Origin of the sequence: Blastococcus colisei, from assembly GCF_006717095.1 — a bacterium.
Classification (GTDB): domain Bacteria; phylum Actinomycetota; class Actinomycetes; order Mycobacteriales; family Geodermatophilaceae; genus Blastococcus_B; species Blastococcus_B colisei.
Window position 1 is genome coordinate 607521 of sequence record NZ_VFQE01000001.1, and the last position, 14736, is coordinate 622256.

Here is a 14736-nt window from a genome sequence, read left to right on the forward strand (position 1 = left end):
GCCCCGCTCAGTCCCCGGCGTCGGACGACGTCGGGGCGGGCGCCGTCGAGGGTTCGGTCGACGGCAGGGGCTCGAGGTCGCCCGGGAGCGTCGTGTCGGCCTCGCAGTCGGCGAGGTCCTCGCGCACGCGGTCCTCCAGCGGCTGGAGCGCCCGGATCGCCTGGTTCACCCCGGCGATGTCGAGGTCGGCGGCGGATTCCCCGAGGCCGCGGATGGCGTCGATCACGTCGCGGGTCTCGTTCACGACGCGCAGGCACGCCTCGTTCACGGTGATCTCCGCGTTCGCGCCCGGCGCCTCGGACGGCACGTCGTCGGCGGGCGCGGCGGCCGGGGGGTCGCCGGCCAGGAGGTCGGGCGGCGGGCTCTCGTGCAGCAGTCCGAGCGCGATCGCCCCCAGGAACAGGCCCACGACGAACGTGATGCCGGCCAGCCACCAGGAGCGCATGCCGCCCGAGCGTCCGCCCGGGGCACTGCCCTGCGCGGTTTCCTCCGGCACACTCGCCGTTGCCTTCCCGGACATCCGGTCGTCCCTCCGCCTGCGGCTCCCCGCTGGGGGCCCTACCCTTCCGTAGCACAGCTAGTCGGGTGCCCCGCCCCGGGTTGGGAGGCCGTGGTGACCGCACCGGCGCCCGTACGGGACGCCCTGCGGGTGCCCGGCGCCGTGCTGGGGGCGTTCGGCCGGGGCTTCCGGTCCGCCGTGGTGACCGGGCGCTGGTTCGTGCTCGTGACCTGGCTGGTGGTTGCCGTCGCGGTCGTGGTGCTGCCGGCGCCGTCGGGCGGCGGGGGCGGCAACGACATCGGCAGCCTCCTGCCGGCCGACAGCGAGGCCGTGGCGGTGCAGCAGCGGTCCATCGAGCAGTTCGCCGTCCCGGTGCTGTCGGAGACCGCCGTGGTGGTGCACGATGCCGGCGGGCTCAGCCCCCTCACGCGGGCCGACGTCGCGCTGTGGGCGCTCCAGCACACCCAGGCCTCCCTCGAGGGGAATCCACCCACGGCCGACGGTCAGATCGTCGCCGCCGTCCCGGTGCCCACGTCGACGCCCGACACCGCCGTGACGTACCTGTACGTCACCGGGGGCACGTCGCTGTCCGACAGCACGGCACTCGCCCGCCAGTACGCCGCCCACTTCCGCAACCAGGCGTCGGTGGAGTCCCACGTCGTCGGGATCACCCCGGCGCGGATCCAGCAGGCGTACCACCTGGAGTCGTGGCTGCACGTGTTCGAGGTGGTCACCCTGGTGCTCATCGCGGTGGTGGTCGGGCTGACGTTCCGGTCGGTGGTCGCACCGCTGGTCGTGCTGCTCGCCGCGGGCATCGGCTACCTCGTCGCGGTGCGCGTGCTGAGCACCGCCGCGGCCATGCTCGGGTTCGCCCTGCCCGACCAGCTCCAGCCGTTGACGGCGGCGCTGCTGATCGGCGTGGTCACCGACTACTGCGTCCTCTTCTTCTCCGGTATGCGCCGGCAGCTCGACCGCGGCCTCGGTCCGCACGACGCGGCTCGGCGGACGGTGCTGCGGGAGGGGCCCATCGTGGCGGTGGCCGGCCTCACGGTGGCCGCCGGGACCGCCGCCCTGCTGGTGGCCGAGTTCGACCTGTTCCGCGCCTTCGGGCCGGCGTTGGCGCTCACCGTCGTCGTGGGGGTCGTCGTCTCGCTGACGTTCGTACCGGCGGTGCTCGCCGTCCTGGGGCCCCGGCTGTTCTTTCCGTCAGCGATCCACGAGAGCGGCGCGACGATCGACCGCCGGGCCGGCCGGGGTGCGCGGTGGATCGCGCGCACGGCCTCGACCAGCCGTGGGGCGCTGGTCGCCGTCCTCCTCGGCGTGGCCGTACTGGTGCCCGCGGCGCTGCCCCTGTCGGACCTGCGGCTGGACCTGTCCTTCGCCTCCGGTCTGCCCGACGGGGACCCGGTGCAGCGCGGGTCGGCGGTCCTCGAGGAGTCCGGCGTCCGGGGGGTGGTGGCGCCGACGGAGATCCTGGTGGAGGGGGCCGGCGTCGCCCAGCAGCGGGCGGCCCTGGAGCGCTTCCAGGAGTCGCTGGCCGACCAGCCGGGGGTCGCCGAGGTGTTGGGCCCCACCCAGAACCCGCTCTCCGACGAGTACGGGATCGTCTTCTCCCGTGACGGCGACGCGGCGCGGTTCGTGGTCATCCTCGACAGCGATCCGCTCGGCGCCACGGCCATCGGCGATCTCCAGCGGATCCAGGACCGCCTGGACGTGCTGCTGGCCGAGGCGGGGGTGGCCGGTGCGACGGCGGGTGTCGCCGGCCAGACGGCAGTCGCCTCGGAGCTCGCCGTCATCACCCAGGAGAATCTCTGGCGGACGCTGCTCGCGGCGCTGGCCGTCGAGTTCGTGATCCTGGCGCTGTACCTGAGGGCGCTGGTCGCCCCGATCCTGCTGCTCGCGATGAGCGCCCTGGGGGTCGCGGCCGCGCTCGGGCTGACCGTCCTGGTCTTCCAGGGCCTGCTCGACGACCCCGGGCTGACCTTCTACGTGCCCTTCACGACCGCCGTGCTGCTGATCGCGCTGGGCTCCGACTACAACGTCTTCGCGGTGGGTTCGATCTGGGAGGAGGCAGGGCGCCGGCCGCTGCGTGCGGCGATCGCGGTGGCCATGCCGGCCACCGCCCGGGCGATCAGCGCTGCGGGGGTGATCCTCGCGGGTACGTTCGCGATGGTGGCGCTGATTCCGCTCGACAGCTTCCGCCAGGTCGCCTTCATCATGGCGGCGGGGCTGCTGATCGACACCTTCCTCATCCGGCCCGTGCTGACCCCTGCGGTCCTGTCGTTGCTGGGCCGGGCCGGCAGCTGGCCGAACCGGCGCATCCGTACGTCGGGCGACCCGCTCGACGCCGACGAGCAGGCCGCCCTCCTGGACGAGTGGCAGCCGGACGCGTCGGTGGCCGGGGAGCGGGAGACGACCGCGGTGGGCGGAGGGCGATGAGCGACGGACAGGCAGCGGACGCCGGGACGACGTCGCGCCGGCGCCGGCCCCGCGCGGCCACGGTCGCGTCGGTGGCCGGGGTGGTGCTCGGCGTCCTGCTGCTGCTGTGGGGGGCGGACTGGCTGGCACGGCGTGCCGCCGAGACGCTGGTGGCGCGGACGCTGCAGGAGCAGACCGGCACCTTCGACCGGCCCTCGGTGAAGGTGCGCGGCCCCTTCTTCCTCCCGCAGGTGCTGCGCGGACGGTACGCGGAGGTGGACATCGTGATGCACGGCGTCAGCTCCGGGCCGCTGCGGATCGAGACCGTGGAGGCCGAGCTGCGCGACGTCTACCTGTCCTTCCACGACCTCCTGTACCGCAACACCGACCAGCTCGTCATCGCCGAGACCGAGGCCGAGGCGCTGCTGACCTACGAGGACCTCAACCGGTACCTGGAGATGACCGGGCGCCCGCTGACGGTCGAGGACGCCGCGTCGGGGGAGCTGCGGGTGACCGGCTCGGTGGACGTCCTGGGGGCGACGCTGGACGCGTCGGCCGACGCCGCGATCGGCGCCGACGACGGCGCGCTGGTGGTGGAGCCGACGCGGATCGGCGGTGTCGACGGGCTGGACCGGGTCAGCGAGCTGCTGCTCGGTCAGCGGTTCACCTTCCGGGTGCCGCTGGATCCGCTGCCGTTCGCGCAGGAGATCACCGACATCGAGCTGGTCGAATCCGGCGTCGTCGTGGACGTGGCCGGGAGCTGGATCATCGTCGACCGCTGACCGGTCCTCCGGCGATCGGGTCGTGAGGCCGGGCCGGGGCGGCCTCGATGCCGGGAGTGGCGAGCAGGTCGGCGACGCAGGCGGCGCTGCCACCGACGTAGCTGCTGCGCAGGTCGACGTCGGTGACGACGCACCAGGCGCGGTCGGCCGGCCACCAGAGGTTGGCGCTCTGCTCGTGCGGCTCGGGTGCCAGGTTCCGGACGGCGTCGTGCGCCGCGCCCCGGACGAGGACGACGTCCCGCCCGCCGCGGAGCAGGAGCCGGGGCGGCACGTCGGGCGAGGGGAGGTCGTAGCCGAAGCCGTCCCATCTGCCGAAGAAGCAGGTCGCGGGGGTCGTGGTGTGCCGGACCAGCACGTGGACCAGGCGATCGGCGAGTGCGACGGGGAGGTGTCCCTCGCTGGGGCCGTCGTCCCAGACCGGCGGCTGGCTGTCCACGGGCCCGCGGGTGATCGCGTCCCACTGCATCAGCGGGTGGGCGACGGTGCCGTTGTGCCCGGCCGCCTCGGTCCACGGGACCTCGAGGTCGTCGTCGCCGTCGTAGCGGACGGCCGGGTGGAAAACCCGGGCGTAGTCCTCGAACACCGCAGGGACGAGCGCCGCCACGGTGCCGGACTCCCCGCGGCGGCGGGCGGAGGAGAACCACACGCCGAGGGAGACGTCGGTCTCGATCGGAAGTCCGCCGAGATCCACGCTGGAGAACCTACCCAGGGAACGGACAATCCCCGGGCTGCTCCGCGGCGCGGTCCTCCGGAGAGGAAGCTGCACGCGGGCCGACTGGACAAATGTCGGCGGCCCGGGGATCGGGTGACTGTCCGGTTCTCGCTCGCCGCCGTACGACGGACGGGCGATCTGCCGTCGCTCAGACTGTCGTCTGAACGGGCGGCCCATCTGGACGGCGGCTAGCGGACAGCCACCTCACGAGTCCTGTAGCTATGCAAAGTTACGGACCACCTCCTCTCTCGTGTACGACGAAAGTACGTCGATCCGGGAGGGTCGGCAACGAGGATTTTCAGCCGTCAGCGGACGGCCCGACCGTCCGTCCCGGTGGGCGGGCGCCTTTCCAGTCCGGGTCGTGGTCCGCCTGGTCGTCCACCGTCTCGTAGGCCGGAGGGTGGGCGTCGCTCTCGTCCCCCAGCGGGACGTCTCCGACGGTCCGGCCCGGAGGTGGCGCGCCCTGCCAGTCCGGATCGTGCTCGGCGCGGTCGTCGACGGTCTCGCGTTCGTAGACGTCGGGGATCCCGTCCTGGTCGAGGTCGACCTGCTCGTCGGCGTAGATGCGCTTGTACCGGCGGTTGCGGAGCCGCAGCACGACCGCAGCCAGCAACGCCGCGGTCAGCGTCCCGACCAGGACACCGACCTTGACGACGTCGTCGCGCTCGGAGCCTTCCCCGAAGGCGAGCTCGCCGACCAGCAGGGACACGGTGAAGCCGATGCCGCCGAGCAACGCCAGCCCGATGACGTCCGGCCAGCCGAGGTCCTCGTCGAGCTCGGCGCGCGTGAATCGAGCCATCAGCCACGTGGCGCCGGTGATGCCCACCGTCTTGCCCGCCACCAGGCCGACCATGATCCCGAGCGCCACGCTGTCGGAGAGCGCTGCGCCCAGGCCGGACAGCCCGCCCACGGTGACCCCGGCGGAGAAGAAGGCGAAGATCGGGACGGCGATGCCGGCCGAGATCGGCCGGATCCGGTGCTCGAGGTGTTCGGCCAGCCCGGGCCCGGCGGCCGGGCCCCCGGCGGCCTCGCTGCGGAGCACCGGGACGGTGAACGCGAGCAGCACGCCGGCCACCGTGGCGTGCACGCCCGACTCGTGCATGAGCACCCACGTCACCAGTGCCAGCGGCAGCAGCAGCCACCAGGAGCGGATCCGCTTCTGCACCAGGAGCCCGAAGATCGCCAGCGGGATGAACGCGAGCAGAAGCGGGACCACCGAGAGGGCGGCGGTGTAGAAGAACGCGATGATCGTGATGGCCAGCAGGTCATCGACGACGGCCAGCGTGAGCAGGAAGGTGCGCAGGCCGGCCGGGAGGTGGGTGCTGATCACCGCCAGGACGGCCAGCGCGAACGCGATGTCGGTCGCCGTCGGGATGGCCCAGCCGCGCAACGCCCCGTCGCCGGCCCCAAGGTTGATCAGGACGTAGAAGAGCGCCGGCACCGCCATCCCCCCGACCGCGGCGGCCACGGGCAGCGCGGCGCGGCGCGGGTCGCGCAGGTCCCCGGCGACGAACTCGCGCTTGAGCTCGAGCCCGACGACGAAGAAGAAGATCGCCAGCAGGCCGTCGGCCGCCCAGGTGCCGAGGGTGAGATTCAGGTGGAGGGACTCGGGGCCCACCTCGGTGTCGCGGAGCGACTCGTAGGCCCCCGCCCACGGGCTGTTGGCCCAGATCAGCGCGATGCCCGCACCGATCATCAGCAGGATGCCGCCCACGGTCTCGCGGCGCAGGACCGCGGCGATGCGCTGGGCCTCGGTCCAGGAACCTCGGCCGAAGAGGCGGGCGGGTGTCGTCACGGGGGCGGCTCCAGGCAGAGTGGGGTCGGGTCGGACGTTGCCGACCAGACTTCCCGGCGCACCGGGGCCCAGGCTACCGGGCGCGGGCGGCATAGGCTCAGCGAGTGGGACACGGGCACGACGGCGGGACTCCGGTCGAGGCGCCCCTCGCCGAGCGGCTGCGCGCCCGCGGGCTCCGGCTGACCGCGCAGCGGCAGCGCGTCCTGGCGGCGGTGAGCGCCCTGGAGCACGCGACGCCGGAGGCGATCGGCGCCCGGCTGCGCGAGGAGGCCGGGCCCGGGGGCGCTGCGCCGGACACCTCCACGGTCTACCGGAACCTGGAGCTGCTCGAGCGGCTGGGACTGGTGTGGCACACGCATCTGGGCAAGGGGGCGCCGGTCTACCACGCCGCGGAGCACCCCCATCTGCACGTGGTGTGCCAGTCGTGCGGCGAGATCGCCTCGGCCGCACCGGACCTGCTCGACAGTGCCGCGGAACGTCTGGCGGCCGAGCTGGGTTTCACCGTGGACGTGGGGCACGTCGCCCTGTCCGGGACGTGCCGTGCGTGCCGTGGACGAACCGGATCGGAGCCCTCATGACAGCCTCACCCCTCCTCTCGCGTCCAGGCGCGGTCATGGTGGAGGGCGGTTCCGTCGCTGCCCACTACGGCGACCCGCTGCGCGAACAGCGGCTGCTGGCCGAGGGAGCCGGACTGGTCGACCGCGGCGACCGCGACGTCCTGACCGTGCCCGGTGCCGACCGGCTCAGCTGGCTGCACAGCATCACCAGTCAGCACCTCGACCGGCTGGCCGACGGCTCCGGCAGCGAGGCGCTCGTGCTCTCGCCGAACGGCCACGTCGAGCACCACCTGGCGATCGCCGAGCTGGGTGGGACGACCTGGGCCGACGTCGAGCCCGGCACCGGGGAGGCGCTGCTGGCCTTCCTGCAGAAGATGCGGTTCATGCTCCGTGTGGAGCCGGCGATGGTCACGGCCGACTGGGCCGTGCTGAGCCTCGTGGGGCCGGAGGCCGCCGAGGTCCTCGCGGTGGCGCAGCTGCCGGTGCCGGACCGCGAGTACGAGGTGCGCGCCCTCGACGCGGGCTTCGTGCGCCGCATGCCCCCGATCGGCGACGGCGGCGCGACGGTGTTCGACCTCGTCGTCCGCCGGGGGGAGATCGACGCCACGGTGGACCGGTTGGCGGCGCCCTTGGCCGGCGTCCAGGCCTACGAGGCGCTGCGGGTCGAGGCCCGCCTCCCCCGGTTCGGCGTCGACACCGACCACCGCACCATCCCCAACGAGCTGCCGTGGCTGCGCACCGCCGTCCACCTGGAGAAGGGCTGCTACCGCGGCCAGGAGACGGTGGCCCGCGTGCACAACCTGGGCCGGCCGCCGCGGCGGCTGGTCCTCCTGCACCTGGACGGCGTCAGCGAGGTGCTGGCCGAGGCGGGGAGCCCCGTGCTCGCCGGCACCCGCGAGGTGGGCCGGGTGGGCAGCGTCGTCCGCCACTTCGAGCTCGGCGTCGTCGCCTTGGCGCTGGTGAAACGGTCGGTCGGAGCCGACACCGCGCTCGCGGTCGGCGACGCCGTCGCCGCCGTGGACCCGGACGACCTCGTGGAGGAGACCGACGACACCCTGGCGGCGGCCCGCGACCGCGTGCGCGCGGTCCGGTCTGCGACGATCGGCCGGTGACCTACAGCACGCTCATCACGGTCGCCCCGACGGGCGCCGAGTCGGCGAAGGCCGACGTCCCGGCGTTGCCGGTGACGGTCGAGGAGGTCGTGGCGGCTGCCCGGGACTGCCAGGCGGTCGGCGCCTCCGTCATCCACCTGCACGTCCGCGACACCGACACCCGCCCGACCCTCGACCTCGGCCGGGTGCGCGAGGTCGTCGCCGGGGTGCGGGACAGCACCGACCTGATCGTGCAGCTCTCCACCGGCGGCGCGGTGACCGACCCGTTCGACGCGCGGCTCGCCGTCCTGGACGCGGAGCCGGATGCCGCGTCGCTGACGCTGGGCACCGTCAACTTCGGCCGCGACGTCTTCGCCAACCCGTGGGACCTGATCGTCGAGCTGCACACGCAGATGCAGCAGCGCGGCATCGTGCCCGAGTACGAGGTGTTCGACCTCGGTCAGCTCGCCACCCTGGAACGGCTGCTGGACCGGCACGGCCTGCCGCACGGCGGACACGTGCACGTGGACCTGGTGATGGGCGTCCCCGGTGGCATGCCGGGGACGGCGCAGGCGCTCACCGCCTGCCTGCCCCTCCTGCCGCCCGGAGCCACCTTCGCCGCGACCGGCGTGGGCCGGACGTCGCTGCCGGTGATGCTCGCCGCGCTGTCGGCCGGGGGACACCTGCGGGTGGGCATGGAGGACACGCTCACCTACGCTCCCGGCGAGCCGGTCCGCGACAACACCCAGCTGGTGGCCCGGGCGGCGGGACTGGCCCGTATCGCCCAGCGCCCGCCGATGACCACAGACGACGCCCGAAGCCTGTTGGGGATCAAGCCGATGGAGATTGTCTCGTGAACGAGCTCGCGAGTTCACCGATCAGCAGAGCAGTCCGGCGAACGCCGGCGACGAGCGCCAGCGAGGAGACGCTGTGAACGAGCTCGCGAGTTCACCGATCAGCAGAGCAGTCCGGCGAACGCCGGCGACGAGCGCCAGCGAGGAGACGCTGTGAACGAGCTCGCGAGTTCACCGATCAGCAGAGCAGTCCGGCGAACGCCGGCGACGAGCGCCAGCGAGGAGACGAAGTGAGTCCGAAGCCTGCTCGCGCCGGGGGTGCCGCCGTCGACGCGCTCCTCCAGCCCGCCTTCCTCCAGAACGCGACGACGCAGCCGATGTCGGAGGTCCGGCGCCTGCGGCGCGAGGCCGAGCAGCAAGAGGTCAACCTCTCCTACACGCGGCGCCTGCTGCAGGGGCGGCTCGACATCGTCCGCCGCGAGCTGCAGCGGCGCGCCGAGGACGACGGGCGTTCGCTGGTCGACCTGCTGCCCGAGATCCTCTCCGAGAAGGGGCGTGGTCCCGCGCACGGTCTCGGCCGGCACCAGACCGTGCAGCCGCAGGCGCCGGAGGAGTACGAGTCCTGGGTCAACGCGCTCACCTCGGGCATCGACGTGTCCGCCATCTCGACCCTCACGGACGCCAAGCTCGAGAAGGCGGCCCGCGCGCTGGCCGAGGCGGAGGTCGACCTGTCCGAGCGTCGTCGCGGCGTCCAGCAGGTCATGGACGGGCTGGCTGCCGAGCTCGGCCGCCGCTACCGGGACGGCGAGGCCGACGTCGCCGCCCTGCTCGCCGACGAGGGCAGGCACTGAACGCCGAGCCGGCCGGCGGGGGCAACGCCTGGCCGGACAACCCTGTCCTGGTCGAGGTGTGGCGGTCGGGGTTCCTCGAGTCGGTGCACCGTGGGTCGCTCGTCGTCCTGGACGCCGCCGGAGAGGTGACCTTCGCCGCCGGCGCGGTCGAGCGGCCGACCCTTCCGCGCTCGTCGAACAAGCCGGTGCAGGCGACGGCCCTGCTGGCGGCGGGCTGGGCTCCCCGGTCCGCGCGCGAACTGGCCATCGGTGCCGGCTCGCACAACGGTGAGGACGGCCACCGCGAGGTGGCCGCCGGGATGCTGGCGGCCGTGGGACTCGCACCGGACGACCTCGGCTGTCCGCCGGCGCTGCCGCAGCACATCGGCACGGAATCGGAGTGGATCGTCGCCGGTCGTGCGCCGGAGCGACTGGCGATGAACTGCTCGGGCAAGCACGCGGCCATGCTGTCCGCGTGCGTGGCCGCCGGCTGGCCGACGTCCGGGTACCTGGAGCGCGACCACCCGCTGCAGCAGGCGATCGAGGCGCGGCTGGCCGAGGCCGCCGGAGAGCCGGTGACGGCCGTCGTCGTCGACGGGTGCGGCGCTCCCCAGCACGCGCTGTCGGTGACCGGACTGGCCCGTGGCGTGCTGTCGCTGGTGCAGGCCGAGAAAGGGACGCGCGAGCGCGCCGTCGCCGACGGGATGCGGGCCGAGCCCTGGTTCGTAGCCGGCACCGGCCGCGAGGACACCGAGCTCATGCAGGCCGTCCCGGGTCTGCTGGTCAAGGGTGGGGCGGACGGGGTGCACGTCGCCGCCGTGCCCGACCGTGGTGCCGTGGCCTTCAAGCTCGACGACGGCGGAGACCGCGGGCGCACGCCTGCGCTGGCGGCGGGTCTGCTGCGGCTCGGGCTGCCCGACGACGTGCTCGCCCGGTGGTTGCTGACCCCCGTCTCCGGCGGTGACGGCGTGGTCGGAGAGGTCCGCGCCGCACCGGAGCTCGGCCGCTGAGCTGCGGCTTCGTGTGATCCGATTCACGGCGGTCTGCTAGCAGCTCCGCTTGCAACAGCTAGCACCCCGGCCTATCGTCGTAACCGTGCAGACCCCCGGTGAGTTCGTCCGTGAGCAGGTGACGACGGTCCGCTCGACGGTGGATCGGGTCGCCGGCAGCGTGGCGGAATCGGTCGCGGACGCCTCCGGCGTCGCCGGCGTCAGCTCGCAGGTGGGCGACTTCATCCGTGAGCAGCGCAGTGCTGCCCGGGTGTCGCTGCGCGAGCTGGCTCGCACCGCAGGGGTCAGCAACCCGTACCTGTCCCAGGTGGAGCGGGGGCTCCGCAAGCCGTCAGCGGAGATCCTCGCGTCGATCGCCCGGGGTCTGAAGATCTCCGCCGAGTCGCTCTACGAGCAGGCAGGGATCCTCGACCGGCGCGCCGGCAACCCGGACACGGTGGCGGCGATCCGGTCGGACGAGTCGCTGTCCGAGCGCCACAAGGCGGTCCTGCTCGAGCTGTACGAGACGTACGTGCGCGAGCACCGGGCCGCAGCCCCGACCTCTTCCCAGCCCGCAGCAGAGACCCGAACCTCCAAGGAGTCAGCATGACCCCCACCCAGACCGTGAAGCAGTACGGCGAGACCGCCGTCAAGCTCTACAAGACCCAGCTCCTGGCCACCATCGGCGCCGGCGACCTGGCCGTCGAGCGGGCCAGGACCGTGCTCGACCAGTTCCGTTCGAAGGCCGAGGCGCTGCCCGGCGAGGCTCAGGTCCAGGCCGACCTGGCCGTCAAGGAGGCCCGGACCCGGGCCACCGAGGCTGCCGGCACCGCCCGGACCACGGCGCACCAGCTGGCCGTCGCCGCCCGTCCGGAGGCGCTGCGCAGCACCGTCGCCGGCCTGGTCGAGACCGCCCGCACCCAGGCGCTCGCCACCGTCGAGACGCTCGCCGAGCGTGGCGCCGAGGTCGTCGAGGAGCTGCGCCAGCAGCCGGGCTTCCGCCGCGTCGTGCGTCGTGCAGAGCGGGCCGTCGACACCGTCGAGGACGCTCTCGAGGACGTGCTCGAGGACACCGCTGAGGCCGTCGTCGAGGCGTCCAACGAGGTGACCTCGGTCGCGCAGAAGACCGCCGACAAGGCGACCAAGGTCGCCGCGAAGGCCGAGGACAAGGTCGAGGTCGCCGCCGAGGCGACCAAGACCACCGCCGAGGAGGCCGTCGAGGCCCCGAAGGCCAAGTCGACCACCGTCAAGGCGGCCGCGCCGGCCAAGAAGAGCACCCCGGCCGCCCGCAAGTCGCCGGCGAAGTCCACCTCCGCGCGCGTGTCTCGCGCCCGCACCGCCAAGCCGGCCAACCCGACCGCGGTGCCCGCCAAGAAGAGCTGACGTCCCGGACGTCGGACCACCGACCAGGGCCCCGGAGCTGCGACACGCGCTCCGGGGCCCTGTCGCGTTCGAACCGTCCCGGGGCAGGGGCTGTCGGCGGCCACTGATCCGGTCGTGTGCGTGCCCCCGGAATCGCGGCCGGACGCAGGTAGGCTTCCGGCATGGCGATGTTCGAGGGGTGGGTCCTCCTCATCCTCGGTTGGGCCGGCCTCGCTCTGACCGCCTGGGCGTTCGTGGATGCCTTGATACGGCCGGCGGCCGGCTTCGTCGCCGCAGGCAAGCTGACCAAGCCCGGCTGGGCGGCGATCACCGGCCTGTCGGTCGTCGCCGTGTACTTCTTCGGCCTGTTGAGCTTCCTGGGCCTGCCCGCGATCATCGCCGCGATCGTGTACCTGGTCGACGTGCGACCGGCCGTGCGCGGACTGCCGCGCGGCAACAGCTGGTGACCCGCTCCTCCTGAGCGCTGCTCCCGGGGCGCCGTCAGTCCGACGGCATGAGGAGCCAGAGCACGAGGTAGGCGATGAACTGCGGGCCGGGAAGCACGCAGGACAGCACGAACGCCAGGCGGAGGCCGTTGCGGGAGAGCCCGTAGCGGCGTGCGATGCCGGCGCAGACCCCGGCGATCACCTTGTTGCGGGAGTCCCTGCGGAGCCGGTACGGGGTGGGCGTGGTCATGCCGCGACCCTACGGTCGTGGACATGGATCTGCGTGCGGTGCGCGGCGACATCACGCAGGTCGACGTGGACGTGGTCGTGAACGCGGCCAATCCCGGACTGCTCGGCGGCGGCGGGGTGGACGGTGCCATCCACGCGGCCGGAGGGCCGTCCATCCTCGCCGAGTGCCGGGCGGTCAAGGAGCGTCTGCCGGGCGGGCGGCTGCCCCGCGGGCAGGCGGTCGCCACGACGGCCGGACGGCTGCCGGCCCGCTGGGTGGTGCACACGGCCGGACCGATCTGGTCGGCGAGCCGGGATCTCTCCGAGGTGTTGCGCTCCTGCTATGTCGAGAGCCTCCGGGTGGCCGACGGGCTGGGCGCGCGCACGGTGGCGTTCCCCGCCATCTCGGCGGGAATCTACGGCTGGCCCTTGAGTGACGCGGCGCGGCAGGCGGTCATCGCGGTGCGGTCGGCGTCGGTCGAGCATGTCCAGGAGGTGCGGTTCGTCCTGTTCAGCGACGAGGCTCTGGCCGCGTTCGAGGCGGCGCTGACCGGCTGACGTCAGCGACCGAAGACGCCCGCGGGTGGCTCGGGCGAGGCGACGGCATCGACGTCGAGGACGGGCCGCGCGGTGCCGACGAATCGCTCGAGGTCGTCGTCGTGGACGACACGGGACGGCATGGGTTCCCGGGCGCAGCGGCGGACGTAGTCGGCGATGGGCAGTTCGGCGTCGGAGGCGACCGCCACGAGGTTGCCGAACCGGCGGCCGCGCAGGATCCCCGGTTCGCCGAGGAGGCAGACGTTGCCGAACACCGCGCGCAAGGTGGCGACCTGCGCTCGGGCGAACTGCAGCGGGGGGCCGTCGGCGACGTTGGCGACGTGCACGCCACCCGGACGCAGTGCACGGTGAGCCTCCGCGGCGAACTCGGCGCTGGTGAGATGGGCGGGTGTTCGCGCGCCGGCGAAGACGTCGCAGATGACGACGTCGGTGCTGGCGGTGTGCAGGGCGGCGAGGCCGACGCGGGCGTCGTCGGCGCGAACCCGGATGCGGGCGCCGCGGGGGAGCGGCAGGTGCTCGCGGACCAGGTCGGTGAGCGGCTGGTCGACCTCGACGACGCGCTGCCGTGAGCCCGGGCGGGTGGCCGCGACGTAGCGGGGAAGGGTGAGGGCGCCGCCGCCCAGGTGGACGATGTCGAGCGGGGTTCCCGATTCGGCCGCGAGGTCGAGGACGTGGCCCATCCGGCGGACGTACTCGAACTCCAGGTGCGTCGGGTCGTCGAGGTCGACGTGGGACTGCGGGGTGCCGTCGACCAGGAGCATCCAGGAGCCGTTCCGGTCGGCGTCGGCGAGCAGCTCCGCGGTGCCGCCGGTGACGGGGGTCGGGCCCGGCGGCGTCGGCATCCGGCTGTCGGGCCGTCTCATCGGCCACGGAGGAGTGCTTCGGCGGCCGGGTCGCCGTCCACGGTCACGTCCGCAGGGCGTCCCCAGAGGTGCAGGAGCAGCTCGTGGACGGGGGCCCGGAGGTGTGCGTCCTCGGTGCCGGTCTGGTCGGTCGTGACGGTGACGGCCCCGCGGACGACGCGGACCGACCAGGTGCGGCCGGTGTCGGAGCCGGTGACGGCGACCGACGCGTCGGCGCTCGACAGCGGCTCGGTCGGTGCCCACCGGGGGAGCACCACGGTGAGCAGCTCGTCGACGCCGTCCTCGGCGAGGGCGGTGTCGACGGCGACGTGCGCGACGCCGGCCGCCGATTCGAGGTCGCACCGGTGGACGAGGAGCTCGTGCGCCTGCCGCCGCGCCCAGGATGCGGCGACCTTCTCGGCGGCGGGGCTCATGTGCCAGGCGGGGGCATCCGCTGGTGTGCTGCGCAGCGCCGCCACGAGGTCGGCCAGGCCGGCGGCGTACCACTCGAGCAGTCCATCGGTCGGCGGCGACTTCATGGCCCCCGGCGGGGGACGCTCGGTGTGCCCGGCTCGCAGGATCGCGGTCGCCCAGCGGTGGACGGTGCCGAGGTGGCCGACGAGGTCAGCCGCCGTCCATGCGGGGACCCACGGCACGTGGACGGCCAGGCCGCCGCGTGCCGGGGTCAGTCCGGCGGCGAGCTCCTGCGCCAGGATCCCGACCCGCTCGCCCTCCTCGATCACGGACTCGATGCACCGCTGCCGCAGCGTCTCGCCGCGGAGCCGGATCATCCCGTCATCCTGCCCGAAGCGCCGGCGCACCCCGTGTCGCCC

At 73.6% G+C, this 14736-nt stretch carries 17 protein-coding genes; 11 read left to right on the forward strand and 6 right to left on the reverse strand.

All coding sequences use genetic code 11. The features are described from left to right. Positions 1-7: 7 nt before the first annotated feature. On the reverse strand, positions 8-445 hold the full coding sequence (locus FHU33_RS02840) for a hypothetical protein (RefSeq protein ID WP_142023971.1): 438 nt from the start codon (positions 443-445) through the stop codon (positions 8-10). A 168-nt stretch (positions 446-613) separates the two neighbouring features. On the opposite strand from FHU33_RS02840, the gene FHU33_RS02845 reads away from it, so the two are divergent. Together FHU33_RS02845 and FHU33_RS02850 are read left to right on the forward strand one after the other, a co-directional pair. Next, the gene (locus FHU33_RS02845; RefSeq protein WP_142023972.1) at positions 614-2938 is read left to right on the forward strand and encodes an MMPL family transporter; all 2325 of its coding nucleotides are present in this window, start codon (positions 614-616) and stop codon (positions 2936-2938) included. Next, positions 2935-3699 (forward strand): LmeA family phospholipid-binding protein, encoded by a 765-nt coding sequence (locus FHU33_RS02850; protein ID WP_142023973.1) that lies wholly within the window; start codon positions 2935-2937, stop codon positions 3697-3699. Before FHU33_RS02845 ends, FHU33_RS02850 begins: the two co-directional genes overlap by 4 nt. Here the strand turns inward: FHU33_RS02850 and FHU33_RS02855 are convergent. Further along, entirely contained in the window at positions 3683-4390 is a 708-nt protein-coding gene (locus FHU33_RS02855; RefSeq protein WP_246063227.1) for a hypothetical protein, read from the reverse strand. The genes FHU33_RS02850 and FHU33_RS02855 overlap by 17 nt on opposite strands. 319 nt (positions 4391-4709) lie before the next feature. Next, positions 4710-6206 (reverse strand): Na+/H+ antiporter NhaA, encoded by a 1497-nt coding sequence (nhaA, locus tag FHU33_RS02860; RefSeq protein ID WP_211354986.1) that lies wholly within the window; start codon positions 6204-6206, stop codon positions 4710-4712. 104 nt (positions 6207-6310) lie between these two features. Here nhaA and FHU33_RS02865 point away from each other — a divergent pair, with 104 nt between their 5' ends. The 8 genes from FHU33_RS02865 to FHU33_RS02900 all read left to right on the forward strand — a co-directional run bounded on the left by FHU33_RS02865 (position 6311) and on the right by FHU33_RS02900 (position 12296). Further along, on the forward strand, positions 6311-6784 hold the full coding sequence (locus FHU33_RS02865) for a Fur family transcriptional regulator (protein ID WP_142023977.1): 474 nt from the start codon (positions 6311-6313) through the stop codon (positions 6782-6784). Next, a complete protein-coding gene (gene ygfZ / locus FHU33_RS02870) occupies positions 6781-7875 on the forward strand; it encodes a CAF17-like 4Fe-4S cluster assembly/insertion protein YgfZ (protein WP_142023978.1) in 1095 nt (364 codons plus the stop codon). Before FHU33_RS02865 ends, ygfZ begins: the two co-directional genes overlap by 4 nt. Beyond that, a complete protein-coding gene (locus FHU33_RS02875) occupies positions 7872-8711 on the forward strand; it encodes a beta-keto acid cleavage family enzyme (RefSeq protein WP_142023979.1) in 840 nt (279 codons plus the stop codon). The genes ygfZ and FHU33_RS02875 overlap by 4 nt, the downstream gene beginning before the upstream one ends. A gap of 227 nt (positions 8712-8938) precedes the next feature. Continuing rightward, the gene (locus FHU33_RS02880) at positions 8939-9499 is read left to right on the forward strand and encodes an RsiG family protein (protein ID WP_142023980.1); all 561 of its coding nucleotides are present in this window, start codon (positions 8939-8941) and stop codon (positions 9497-9499) included. Positions 9500-9555: 56 nt separating this feature from the next. Then, positions 9556-10488: an asparaginase gene (locus FHU33_RS02885; RefSeq protein ID WP_246063228.1), complete on the forward strand. Its 933-nt coding sequence runs from the start codon at positions 9556-9558 to the stop codon at positions 10486-10488. Between the two features lie 85 nt (positions 10489-10573). Beyond that, entirely contained in the window at positions 10574-11077 is a 504-nt protein-coding gene (locus tag FHU33_RS02890; RefSeq protein ID WP_142023982.1) for a helix-turn-helix domain-containing protein, read from the forward strand. Further along, positions 11074-11850, forward strand: coding sequence for a hypothetical protein (locus FHU33_RS02895; protein ID WP_142023983.1), 777 nt, complete (start codon positions 11074-11076; stop codon positions 11848-11850). The genes FHU33_RS02890 and FHU33_RS02895 overlap by 4 nt, the downstream gene beginning before the upstream one ends. Positions 11851-12011: 161 nt before the next feature. Then, complete coding sequence (locus FHU33_RS02900; protein ID WP_142023984.1) at positions 12012-12296, forward strand: DUF2516 family protein; 285 nt, start codon at positions 12012-12014, stop codon at positions 12294-12296. Positions 12297-12330: 34 nt separating this feature from the next. Here FHU33_RS02900 and FHU33_RS02905 read toward each other — a convergent pair whose 3' ends face one another. Continuing rightward, positions 12331-12525 carry a PspC domain-containing protein gene (locus tag FHU33_RS02905; protein ID WP_142023986.1) on the reverse strand — a complete coding sequence of 65 codons (195 nt, stop codon included), beginning with the start codon at positions 12523-12525 and terminating at the stop codon, positions 12331-12333. Positions 12526-12548: 23 nt separating this feature from the next. Here FHU33_RS02905 and FHU33_RS02910 point away from each other — a divergent pair, with 23 nt between their 5' ends. Next, positions 12549-13061, forward strand: coding sequence for an O-acetyl-ADP-ribose deacetylase (locus FHU33_RS02910; protein WP_142023987.1), 513 nt, complete (start codon positions 12549-12551; stop codon positions 13059-13061). 2 nt (positions 13062-13063) lie between these two features. On the opposite strand, the gene FHU33_RS02915 is transcribed toward FHU33_RS02910, so the two are convergent. Together FHU33_RS02915 and FHU33_RS02920 are read right to left on the reverse strand one after the other, a co-directional pair. Further along, a complete protein-coding gene (locus FHU33_RS02915) occupies positions 13064-13924 on the reverse strand; it encodes a spermidine synthase (RefSeq protein ID WP_246063229.1) in 861 nt (286 codons plus the stop codon). Then, positions 13921-14694 carry a maleylpyruvate isomerase family mycothiol-dependent enzyme gene (locus FHU33_RS02920; RefSeq protein WP_170182302.1) on the reverse strand — a complete coding sequence of 258 codons (774 nt, stop codon included), beginning with the start codon at positions 14692-14694 and terminating at the stop codon, positions 13921-13923. The genes FHU33_RS02915 and FHU33_RS02920 overlap by 4 nt, the downstream gene beginning before the upstream one ends. Between the last annotated feature and the right edge of the window lie 42 nt (positions 14695-14736).